The sequence below is a fragment of the Sphingobium sp. genome, from assembly GCF_049304695.1.
Classification (GTDB): Bacteria; Pseudomonadota; Alphaproteobacteria; order Sphingomonadales; family Sphingomonadaceae; genus Sphingobium.
This window is the reverse complement of the sequence record NZ_JBAQOK010000073.1, coordinates 1-10,258: the sequence shown is the minus strand read 5'-3', so window position 1 is coordinate 10,258 and position 10,258 is coordinate 1. Positions and strand designations below refer to the sequence as shown.

Genomic DNA, 10,258 nt, shown 5'->3' with positions numbered 1-10,258 from the left:
CGCCCCAAAACCCAGAAAGGACAAATCACCCGCTTGACCCTGCTCGTCGCAGGCAGCACATCAACCTCGCCCACCCGGGTCACTTCTCAATGAAAATCCCGGGTCACTTCTCAGTGCAACTCAACAGCGAGATCGTCCAGCACGCCATAATCGGCCTTGCCATCGACACGCCAGAACCTTGCCCCGGCTATGTCAGCGATACGCGGCGAGAACTGGAGCCCGAGCAAGTGGAATATTCCGAATATCGTGTCGGTGTAGCCGGCCGTATCGGTCATGATCTCGATCGGACGCAATTCGGTTTCCTGGTCCAGCACGACCGCCAGCAGATGAAGACTGTCACGCAATGTGCCGGGGACCGTCACGGCATTCAGCCCGGAAAAGCGGTCGGAGACCAGATTATACCATGTGACGCCGCGCTCACGCCCGAAATACCGCGGGTTCGGGCCGGCGTGGATCGTGCGAACCGGCACGGTAAACCGCAGTCCATCGGCCGACGCTACTTCACCACCACCCCAGGCTCGGGTCAGGGGTATTCTGTTGTGCGCCTCGACCAGCAGCGCATTGGCGGCGGTCAGCGTCTCGGCGCGCATGAAGTTTTGCTTCACCCAGCTCAACCGGGACCGGCGCAGCGCGGGCACCTCGGGGCGTAGAAGCGGCTCGAACCCGGTGTTGGTCGCCTCTGCGACAAGCACAGCGCAGATCGTCGTCGCGATGTCACCGGCGCGGGCGTTGCCTTCGCTGGCATGGGTAAACGCTGCCCCGAACCCGGTTCGCGCGTGCATTTCCAGGATCAATTCGGGGAGGTCCAGTTGCGGCAGCCGGGCATCGATCGCCCTGTGAAGATCGGTGAGGCTCAGGGGCTCGTCGATCTTGTCGAGCGGCTCGATCGACAGGTCTGCACCGCTCGCCATACTGGTAATGGTCACGGCATCGTTATCCGGCACACGCGCGGCTGTCTGGCGGTAGGCGAGATCGAGGCGCGCGGACAGTTTGGCAATTTCCTCGTCGCCGGCGGCCGCCACGCCGACCGTGCGGCACACGGACGGTCGCGCCGCCTCCCACGCGGCGCCGGCCAGCAGGCCCTTGCGGGGATCGCCATAGCGAAGCGAGCGGACGGGAAAGACATCGCGGCGACGGATGGCGCGGCGTAGCCGGTCGAGCGTGCAAAGCCGGTATCCGGTCAGATCGAACGTGCCGTCCTCGTTTTTCAACTGACGGCCCCAAGCTTTGGGGACGAACGCGGTTGGCACCGGTCCGCGGCGCTTTTCGCCACGGTGAACTCTTCGCAGGTGATCGACCGCGTCCAGCAACGATTGCCCCGCGGGGGCCGCTGCGAGATCCAGCCCTGCAAGCATTTTCGGCAGATAGCGCATTGTGCCCGTCTGCTGACGCAGCTCGACGAAGTAGCTTTCGTCGGTAGGCCGGGCGAGCAGGTTCACTTGGGCAACCGCGTCGGTCAGTGCTGCCCGATCTACCAGCGCGAACACGGCCGCCCGCACCTCCGTGTCGCTGATACTATCATCGAGTATCACGGCACCGACATCACGAAGCCGGAGTGATGCGGCGTCAAGATCGCGCAGTGATCGTATCCGCGCCTCTTTGGCGTTGATGCGTGCGTTGGAAAACATTCTGGTCGACACGGCATCGAACAGGTCGATGACGTCGTCGCTGGCCGACGCTTCGAGGGTGCGGATGAAGGCGACCAACGTGGCCGCGCGCCGATCGTCGGGAAGCCGGGCCACGGCCTGCGCTCTCGCGGCGCTGGCAAATCGTGCGAGGGCAGCCGCCTTACTGGGTGGCACGCGGTCAAGTTCGGGCAGGCCTGTGGTGAACTCGCGGATCTCGGTCAGTCGGTCGACGGCTCGGCTGATCTCGGGGCCGCTTTGCAGGTATGGCCCGTCACGTAAGCGATCCAACGGACTTTGCCGTCCGTCGCCGGTAACCGCGACGAGCGTATCGAGCCGGGTGCGTTGCTCTGGCGTCAGCCTGGCGACCAGACGGCGATGGACGTGCGCGGCGACCCGCGTGCGGACCCGTGCGATATCGCGCTCGAGGACGGACAGACCCGGCAGCATTACCTTGGATTCAAGCAGCCATATCACTGCTGCGTCAAACAGCATCGAAGGGCGATCGGCGCCCGTCCAGCACAGGGCATATATGAAACGGTGCAGTCGAAACGCGACGCCGGGATCGGACAGGATCCGGTAGCCATAATGGTCGCGGATGCGCGGACCGTGCCGCCATCGCCCCGTGGTTGCGCAATATCGCGCCATCAGTTCGGCCGTTCCGTCGATCGCCAACTGGCTGCCGACGAATCGTCTGACCGATGCCGGTGTCAGTGCCGGATCTTCGAGAAAGGTGCCGAGCAACCGCAAAGAGCCAAGCTGTACCGCCACGCCGAGCCGGTTGTGATCGCCGCGATGCGCACCGATGAATGCCTGGTCCGCGTCGTCGAGATGGAAGTGACGCGCGAGCTGTTCCGATGTCGGCTCGCCGACGAAGCGACCATAGCGCAGTGCCTGGTCGTCCGAGAGAAAGCCGACCGGCATTGCTCAGGCTATGCCGCTACCTTGGACCGTGCCCCACTCTTGCCCAGCAGTTCGCTGGCGCGCTCCCGCGGCCGACCCTCTGCATCGACATAGGCGTAGAGCGTCGATACCGACATGCCGAGTTGGACCGCGACATCGCGCGCGGGGTTGTCGCGGTCTGCCATCATCGCCATTGCCGCCTTTAGCTTCTGCTTCGTCATGATCCGTGGCCGTCCCCCCGACCGCCCACGCGCCCTGGCCGCGGCGAGCCCAGCCATCGTGCGCTCATGGATCAGGTCGCGCTCGAACTCGGCAAGGGTCGCGAAGATGCCGAATACCAGCCTCCCCGTAACGGTCGTCGTATCGATATCGCCAGTCAGCACCTTCAGGCCGACGCCGCGCTTCTGCAAATCGCCGACCAACCCGACGACGTGGGGCAGTGACCGACCGATCCGATCAAGCTTCCAGACGACGAGGGTGTCGCCGTCACGCATGATATCGATGGCCTTCTCGAGCCCGGCCCGTTCGGTCGCCCGACCCGAACACACGTCGTCGAAGACGCGCTCGCATCCGGCACGATCCAGCGCATCACGCTGCAGGTCGAGGTTCTGTTCGCCCGTCGACACTCGCATGTACCCGATCAGCATCGACATCCGTCTCCCTGTTCCATCAATCTATCGATGAAGAGGTTTATCGGCCACAGGTTTCTGGACGGGTAGATATGAGATTATGAGCCTTTAAGCGGCTCGCTCACGATTGTTCGGGCGGCTCATATCAAACCGGGGTTTGTTGGGAAGGCAGTCAGCCCAGACCGCCTTATGTAGGTTTTCTGTTCCGCTGCTACTCAACCCCCTGGATCGGCTCCACCACCGCCACCGCGCCCTTTTCGCCACCCCGCACCTTGCCCGGCCCGAACACCCGGCCCCGGTCGAGTTGATCCGCGATCCACTCTCGGACCCGTGCGATTTCGCGCGCTACGCTTTCGGGATCGCCCTTATGCAACCTGTTGGCGATCGCCTGGGCCACGATGTAATTCCCCTGCGCAGACCGTAGCTCCGGGTCCGCCGCCGCTTCCTTGTCCGTTGCCTGCCTGAACCTGTCGCCCAACGTCAGCGCGCGACCGACGCCGGCACCCGATGCGCCGACGCTGCCGGCGACGAGCTGGGCCAGCGTCTCGCCCATGGCGTCCACCTTGGCCTGCATCGCCTCGACCTGGCCCGCCAGATTCTCTACCGCAGCAAGCACCGCCCGCTGGGTTGCCAGCAGCGCCATCACAGGATCGTCGCTGTCATCGCTCATACGCGCGCCTTACCGGTGCAACGCCTGCTCCAGGGCCTGACGAATGAACCGCTGATACGGCATCCCCTTGCTGGCGGCGGTCGCCTTGACCTGTTCCAGCAACTCGGCGGGCATCCGCATATTGACCCGCGCATCCTTGCTGCCGAACTCAAACCGCGTGGGCGTGAGCGCAGAAAGATCATAGCCGGTAAGATCGGCCGACCCCACAAAGTCCTCGGCCTCCTCGTCGCTGGAAATCAGCGGAAGGGATTTATCCTTGCTCATAATGCTGCACCTCCTTGGCGTGCATGTAACGGGCGCTGATCGGGCGAATGTATCTGGCCCCGTTCCGCTCGCGCCAGGTGAAGGCCAGAAACACATGGCGGCCGCTGCTGGCGCGGCCAATTGCCAGAAAGCGCGTCTCCACCGTCGAATGCGCGGCATCTGGCCCTATGGATGGCGTCCCGGCGAACACGCTTTCGATTTCCGCCAGCGTGACGCCATGCTTCTGGCATTTGGCCTGGTTGCCTTCGTCCCAATCGAAGCCAGCGACATTTTTGCTATCCATAAGCAAGGATGGCGTTTGTATGTACGTTTGTCAATCCTGATAGCATTAGCGCTCGCGGCCCCTGTCCCGTTCCTTTGAGCGATCCCGTTCAAGATCACGCTCGGCCTGGTCGTGATCCGACCCGCCGCCCTTGGTGCCCATGCGAGACGCGATGCGATCGGCGGCGCTCCCCGGCTCCGGGGTGTCCTTGTCCCGCTCCACACGCTGCGCCGTCGCCTCCGCGATCCGCTCGGCCGCGCCGCGATCATCGGCCTGGCTACCCCATGCCGCGCCCAGACGATCACGCAGCCCCTGCGCCATGTCCTTGGCCTTGTCGCCAATGCCGCGCATGGTGTCGGCGATCCTGGCGCTGAGTTCGCGAAGCTGCTGGGTCAGCTCGCGCCGCTCCCGGTTGCGCGCCTGCACGCCACGCTGTTCGTCGCCGCGCTCGGTGGGCCTGCCCTTGCGCTCCATCGCCACCGCCGACAATGGCACCTTGCCCAACGGCTCGCGGCCTAGATCCTCTTGCCCCTCAGCCTCACCACGATCGCGCGCCGCCTCCCGCTGATCCTTGAGCGACCGATGGTCTATGCGCTCATCGCACCCGGCGCGTTCCAGCGCCTGGTTGGCATGGGTTGCCCAGGCCGAACGCCACCCCTCAAGCCGATCCGCCGCGTTCCAGTCCCGGTTCTTCTTACCGAACCCCTCGCCGGTCAGGTCGCGCATGGTCAGCATGACATGCGCGTGCGGTTGCTCCTGCCCGTCCGCCGAATGGCCCCGGTGCAGCGATACGTCCGCAATCATGCCCTGGGACACGAACTGCTCGCGCACATAGGTCTCGACCAGGGCGCGCCGCCCCTCCGCGTCCAGTTCACGCGGAAGGGAGATTTCCACCTCGCGGGCAAGCTGGGCGTCCTTGCGCCGCTCCGCCGCCTCGACGCCGTTCCACAAACTCGCGCGATCGAGCATCCAGTCGGGTGTGCGATCCGGGGCCATGATCTCGCGATGCTCGATGTCCGACTTGCGCGTGTAGTCGTGACATTTGCCCAGGCGCTCGTCGGTCAGCCGCTCGCCCGATCGATAGGCGGCGGCGGCGACCGCGCTGCGCCCGGTGGCCCGTGAGATGACTTTGACGGAACAATGGTAGATCGCCACGACGCCGCGCCCTTCTGCCTTACTGCACTTAAGGGGGAGCCGTCCGGCGGGGGCAAAGCCCCCACTAGGACCACGCACATTGGGAACCAATGTATAAGCGTGCCCTTATCTTCATAAGGTAGCCCCATGCTGTTCATTTGCTATAGAGAATTGCCATAGGAGGACGGCATGGCACGGACACCCGTTGAAGAGCGCCTTGAGAAAATGCGCGAGGACGAGCGCAAGCTACGCGAGCGGCGAAAGGCGCTGGAAGCCCGCGTCTCTACCGAACGTCGCAAGGCTGAAACCCGCGAGCGCATCATGCTTGGCGCGTTCATCCTCCACCACCTAGACGAGGATACGCCCACCGGTCGCCAGCTCGCGCCTCTGTTGCAACGCGAACTGCCGATGTTCCTGACCCGTGAGCGCGACCATGCGTTGATGGCCCCTCTGCTGAAGCGGCTGAAGGATAGAACGAGCGAAAAGGAGTGACTGCCATGGATGATGATGCTGTCATCAAAGCGACCGGAACCGCCCTGTCTACGATTGCCGCCGTTCTCGAGCGCGCTGGGATCGCTAGCGGACAGGAAATCGCAAACCTCATCGGGATGTGCGGCAAGATCGCAAGTGAGGATGGCGATGACAATGAGGGCACAATTCTCGCAACCTGGTCCGGCATGATCGCAGATTCGATCAGCCAGACCCCGAACTAACGTCATGGCAGGCCCACTGGTCGGGGGCGATCGGGGGATAGGATGGGTTCGTGCGATCGTCGGCGCGTTTGTCGTGTGCCTGGTCGTCCAATATCTGGTCGGCAAGCTGCTGCCGGAAGTTCTCGCCAGCATCATCGCCTGGGGCGCGTTCGCCCTGGTGATGGTCGCGGTCTGGCGGATCAACAGCCGGACCGGTCGCAACGAACTGCTTGGCTCGGCCCGCTTCGGATCGCGTGACGATGTGTGCGGCCTGGAATCCGGCGACGGCGATCTGCTCATTGGTCGATCGGCCAAATCGGGCAAGCTGCTCCGCTATGGTGGCCCCGCCCATCTGCTGACGATGGCCCCGACCCGCAGCGGCAAGGGCGTCGGCACCATCATCCCCAATCTGCTGACCCTCGACCGTTCGGTGATCTGCATCGATCCCAAAGGCGAGAACGCCCGCGTCACCGCCAGGGCGCGCGCCAGCAAAGGCAATGTCTGGTGTCTCGATCCCTTTGAGGTGTCCGGGCAACCCCCTGCCCGCTACAATCCGCTCGACCGGCTCGACCCGGCCAGCCTTGATCTGGCAGAGGATGCGATGACGCTGGCAGACGCCCTGGTCCACGATTCCGCAGGGCAAGGCGGCGATGCCCATTGGAACGAGGAAGCCAAGGCGCTGATCGCCGGGCTGATCCTCTATGCCGTGGTCCATGAGGACCGCGAGCATCGCACCCTGGCGACGGTGCGCGAATATCTGACGCTGGCCCCCAAAGGGTTCGCTGATCTGCTCACACTGATGCAGGACAGCCGCGGCACCGGTGGCCTGATCGCCAGAGCGGCCAACCGCCAGCTCGGCAAGTCCGATCGCGAGGCCGCAGGCGTGTTGTCGTCGGCCCAGCGCCATACCCATTTTCTCGATAGCCCCCGGATCGTCGCCAGCATGGCCGCGTCCGACTTCACGTTCGCGGGGTTGAAAGAGGGGGTTTCCACGGTGTTTCTGTGCCTACCCCCTGACCGGCTCGACGCCTATGCGCGCTGGCTGCGGCTGCTGGTCGCCCAAGCGCTCACCGACATGGCCCGCTCGCCCGTCAAACCGGCGCGGCCCGTCCTGTTCCTGCTCGATGAGTTCGCCGCCCTGGGCAGGCTGGAACCTGTCGAGCGCGCCATGGGGCTGATGGCCGGGTACGGGTTGCAGCTTTGGCCGATCTTGCAGGACATGCACCAGTTGCGCGCCCTCTATGGCGATCGCGCGGGCACCTTCATGTCAAATGCCGGGGTGTTTCAGGCCTTCGGGGTGAACGACCTTGCCACGGCGGAATTGCTGTCGAAGACGCTGGGGCAGGAAACCCTCGAATATCAGACGGCAGGCTATTCCCAGGGCAGCAGGATCGGCGGGGCGAAACTCACGGAATCGGCCAGCACCCATATCAGCGCCCGAAACCTCATGAACCCCGACGAAATCATGAGAATGCCGCCCAGCGACCAATTGCTGATGCTCCAGGGGCAAGCCCCGTTGATCGTGGAGAAGATCCGATATTACGATCAGCGCGAGTTTGCAGGGCTAGCCGATCCCGGCTAAGGGGCCACAGGGCGCGCTATCGTCGCCGATGGCGCAGCGAACAGGAAAGGGCGGCAACCTCGCTTCCTGACCCGCCCTGGGCCTCTCCACAAGCACTTAGGACGCGATTGGGCGCTGAACCCGCCCCACTTCCCCCTCGGAAGCCCCGCGACCGCAGGTCGCCCTTGTGACGGCACCGCCGTCACGCATCAAACAGCGTATTGGCCGGTAGGCCAATTCCATATTCCTCATCTTTAGAACCGCATTTCCTCTCGCGCGCCCGCGATGATTCTAGATTCTGGGATTCTATGATTCAGGGGGTATCAAACGCATTGATTATAAAGGCGTATTTCGGCCTATCATGAGGGATGGGGTGGGGCATCATGAGAAATGGGGTGCCCTATTGTGAGTTTTGGGGTGGGGGTATTATGAGAAATGGGGTGCATGAAGTGAGGCCATTTCCTTTCTCACCTCATAATACCTTGACCCTGTTCGCACATCGACCGAATGTCCCATCATGGACGGGACAGCCGACACAACTGGTCGCACGATGGAGGTGGCGCGGATCGAGAAAGAGCGTGGCTCTGACACGATCGTACAGCCGCGCGAGCTAGTCGAAGTCCGCTACGCGCGGGGGGTTTCCCTTAGCCTGTCTGCGCGCAAGGTGTTCGCGTTGATGATGCACCAGGCCGCAGGCGATGCCTGGCGGGACCAGGAACATAGAATCGCCAAGCGCATGTTGCGCGGCTCCCACAACTCCAACGATCGCCTTGCCGAGACGATCGACGAGCTGATGGGTATCTTCTTTGCCATGCCTGACAAGGTGGAAGGCGACCATGGGCGGCGCACCTTCCAGATGATCGAAGAGACATTTGAGGGGGGTGAACAGGGGTGGTTGATCTACCGTTTCACCCGACGCGCGCGCGACCTCCTGAAAGACAGCGAAGCCTATGCACTCCTGCACCGGGCAACAGTGCTGGCCTTCGATAGCAAATATGCCCTCGAACTATACCAGCTCGGAGCGTTGCTCTACCGACGAGACGTGCCGATCTGGCGCGGCGATGTGGAAACCCTCCGGGCAAAGCTAGGTGTTCCCGAAGGGTCTTACAGCTCTTTCGCCGATCTTCGACGCTTCGTCCTCGATGCCGCAACGGCGGAAATCAACCAGCTTGTGCCGCAATTCTCGGTGGCATGGGACGTCGCCAAAAGGCGGGGCCGCAAGGTCATCGAGATTGCTATAACCTTCCGCCGCAAGCCACCGATCGCTGCGGTAGCAGCCGAAGAGGAAAACGAACGCCATCGCGCCGGTCGCCGAGCACGGCGCGATGGCACGGCGGAAACGATACTCGACCCCAGTGCGATCATCGCTGCAACAGCCGCGAATTTGGGCGTGTCTGATGTTCTGCGCTGGCCTGCCGACGATCAGGTGACGGAATTTGGCGCAACGGAGTTGCACGCGATCGGCGTCACCTATGGTGGAGGGCACGCCGTGCAGCGGTTGGCAGATCAATATGTGAGGGTACGAACCGACAAGCGACGCCAGCTCCGGGGAGATGCCCTACGCGAAGATTGGACGACCTGGGTAAGGGGTTGCGCGGAAAAATGGAGTAAACCCTAATGGTTGTCGCTCTTAGGGTTTCGCGATACCCTACAGAAACAGGGACACGTTCCCGGTTGGAAACGGGGGAATAAATCATGGCAACCGTCTCTATGACAAAGGGAGCTGAGCTGGCCGGGGTCAGTAAGGGAACTGTCTCAAAAGCCCTTAAATCCGGTCGTCTTAGCTATGCCGAGAAGACCGATAACGGCTACCTTATCGACACCTCCGAACTGTTCCGGGTGTTTCCTCCGAAACAGAAAGAAACGGTTGATGAAGCCCGGTTTGATACCCCTGATGGAAACAGGGAAACCCTAATAAATTCAGGGGGGTTGCAGCGGGAGATTGAACTGTTGCGTGAACAGCTACAGGATCGCGATGGCGTGGTTTCCGACCTGCGCCAACGGCTCGATAAATCCGAGGAAGAGCGTCGAGAAGCACAGGCGCGGGTGATCGGATTGCTCACCGGGCCAGAGGCAGCAGAATCGAAACGTGGCTTTTTAGGTCGTCTGTTTGGGCGATCCAGCGACTGATCTCTAACGCCGATATTATTTCAAACACTCTGGATCGCCATTACAAAGGGCGGCGGCTTCGCTTCCAAGCCGTGCGGCAGTAGCATCGTCATAGCCTGCACTCTTTGCGGCTTCAGTCATTCCAGCAACCTCACGCGCGCGCTGTGCTGCACCACCAGCATTCTGTCGCTCCGCGCTTCGTAATGCCTCGGCTTGGCTTGCGAACGCACCGTCATAATAGGCTCGATCTGCATCTGTCATTTTCCGGCTACTCGACACACTGGTGTTGAGTTGCACTGAGAAGTGACCCGGGAGGGTTATAAGTTTTCACTGAGAATTGACCCATGTTTTCCTAGCCCCTGGCTGACAGTCAGGAGGCATCGGAGTGATCGACATGGACTTACTCAGT

11 protein-coding genes and 1 pseudogene are annotated in these 10,258 nt (G+C 62.6%); 5 read left to right on the top strand and 7 right to left on the bottom strand.

The genetic code is table 11. From position 1 onward, the window contains the following. Positions 1–125: 125 nt before the first annotated feature. From WA070_RS12645 to mobQ, 6 genes and pseudogenes are all read right to left on the bottom strand, one after another. Positions 126–2,549: pseudogene (locus WA070_RS12645) on the bottom strand (Tn3 family transposase); the annotation flags it as partial. An 8-nt stretch (positions 2,550–2,557) separates the two neighbouring features. Then, positions 2,558–3,175: a recombinase family protein gene (locus WA070_RS12640; RefSeq protein ID WP_422634286.1), complete on the bottom strand. Its 618-nt coding sequence runs from the start codon at positions 3,173–3,175 to the stop codon at positions 2,558–2,560. Positions 3,176–3,368: 193 nt separating this feature from the next. Then, a complete protein-coding gene (locus WA070_RS12635; RefSeq protein ID WP_422634285.1) occupies positions 3,369–3,827 on the bottom strand; it encodes a hypothetical protein in 459 nt (152 codons plus the stop codon). 9 nt (positions 3,828–3,836) lie between these two features. Next, a complete protein-coding gene (locus tag WA070_RS12630; RefSeq protein WP_422634284.1) occupies positions 3,837–4,091 on the bottom strand; it encodes a CopG family antitoxin in 255 nt (84 codons plus the stop codon). Then, complete coding sequence (locus WA070_RS12625) at positions 4,078–4,374, bottom strand: BrnT family toxin (RefSeq protein ID WP_422634283.1); 297 nt, start codon at positions 4,372–4,374, stop codon at positions 4,078–4,080. Before WA070_RS12625 ends, WA070_RS12630 begins: the two co-directional genes overlap by 14 nt. 45 nt (positions 4,375–4,419) lie before the next feature. Then, entirely contained in the window at positions 4,420–5,508 is a 1,089-nt protein-coding gene (gene mobQ, locus WA070_RS12620; RefSeq protein ID WP_422634282.1) for a MobQ family relaxase, read from the bottom strand. Between the two features lie 168 nt (positions 5,509–5,676). Between mobQ and WA070_RS12615 the strand changes: the two genes are divergently transcribed. The 5 genes from WA070_RS12615 to WA070_RS12595 all read left to right on the top strand — a co-directional run bounded on the left by WA070_RS12615 (position 5,677) and on the right by WA070_RS12595 (position 9,870). Further along, positions 5,677–5,979 carry a mobilization protein gene (locus tag WA070_RS12615; RefSeq protein ID WP_422634281.1) on the top strand — a complete coding sequence of 101 codons (303 nt, stop codon included), beginning with the start codon at positions 5,677–5,679 and terminating at the stop codon, positions 5,977–5,979. A gap of 5 nt (positions 5,980–5,984) precedes the next feature. After that, entirely contained in the window at positions 5,985–6,200 is a 216-nt protein-coding gene (locus WA070_RS12610; RefSeq protein ID WP_422634280.1) for a hypothetical protein, read from the top strand. A gap of 4 nt (positions 6,201–6,204) precedes the next feature. After that, positions 6,205–7,761 (top strand): type IV secretory system conjugative DNA transfer family protein, encoded by a 1,557-nt coding sequence (locus WA070_RS12605; RefSeq protein ID WP_422634279.1) that lies wholly within the window; start codon positions 6,205–6,207, stop codon positions 7,759–7,761. 496 nt (positions 7,762–8,257) lie between these two features. Beyond that, complete coding sequence (locus WA070_RS12600) at positions 8,258–9,358, top strand: replication initiation protein (protein WP_422634278.1); 1,101 nt, start codon at positions 8,258–8,260, stop codon at positions 9,356–9,358. A gap of 77 nt (positions 9,359–9,435) precedes the next feature. Further along, on the top strand, positions 9,436–9,870 hold the full coding sequence (locus WA070_RS12595) for a DNA-binding protein (RefSeq protein ID WP_422634277.1): 435 nt from the start codon (positions 9,436–9,438) through the stop codon (positions 9,868–9,870). Between the two features lie 15 nt (positions 9,871–9,885). Here the strand turns inward: WA070_RS12595 and WA070_RS12590 are convergent, their stop codons facing one another. Further along, entirely contained in the window at positions 9,886–10,110 is a 225-nt protein-coding gene (locus WA070_RS12590) for a hypothetical protein (RefSeq protein ID WP_422634276.1), read from the bottom strand. Between the last annotated feature and the right edge of the window lie 148 nt (positions 10,111–10,258).

Bases quoted from the DNA above. Each gene is read 5' to 3' on its own strand.
- WA070_RS12640 (WP_422634286.1), bottom strand. From the start codon at position 3,175: ATGCTGATCGGGTACATGCGAGTGTCGACGGGCGAACAGAACCTCGAC.
- WA070_RS12635 (WP_422634285.1), bottom strand. From the start codon at position 3,827: ATGAGCGATGACAGCGACGATCCTGTGATGGCGCTGCTGGCAACCCAG.
- WA070_RS12630 (WP_422634284.1), bottom strand. From the start codon at position 4,091: ATGAGCAAGGATAAATCCCTTCCGCTGATTTCCAGCGACGAGGAGGCC.
- WA070_RS12625 (WP_422634283.1), bottom strand. From the start codon at position 4,374: ATGGATAGCAAAAATGTCGCTGGCTTCGATTGGGACGAAGGCAACCAG.
- WA070_RS12615 (WP_422634281.1), top strand. From the start codon at position 5,677: ATGGCACGGACACCCGTTGAAGAGCGCCTTGAGAAAATGCGCGAGGAC.
- WA070_RS12610 (WP_422634280.1), top strand. From the start codon at position 5,985: ATGGATGATGATGCTGTCATCAAAGCGACCGGAACCGCCCTGTCTACG.
- WA070_RS12605 (WP_422634279.1), top strand. From the start codon at position 6,205: ATGGCAGGCCCACTGGTCGGGGGCGATCGGGGGATAGGATGGGTTCGT.
- WA070_RS12600 (WP_422634278.1), top strand. From the start codon at position 8,258: ATGGACGGGACAGCCGACACAACTGGTCGCACGATGGAGGTGGCGCGG.
- WA070_RS12595 (WP_422634277.1), top strand. From the start codon at position 9,436: ATGGCAACCGTCTCTATGACAAAGGGAGCTGAGCTGGCCGGGGTCAGT.
- WA070_RS12590 (WP_422634276.1), bottom strand. From the start codon at position 10,110: ATGACAGATGCAGATCGAGCCTATTATGACGGTGCGTTCGCAAGCCAA.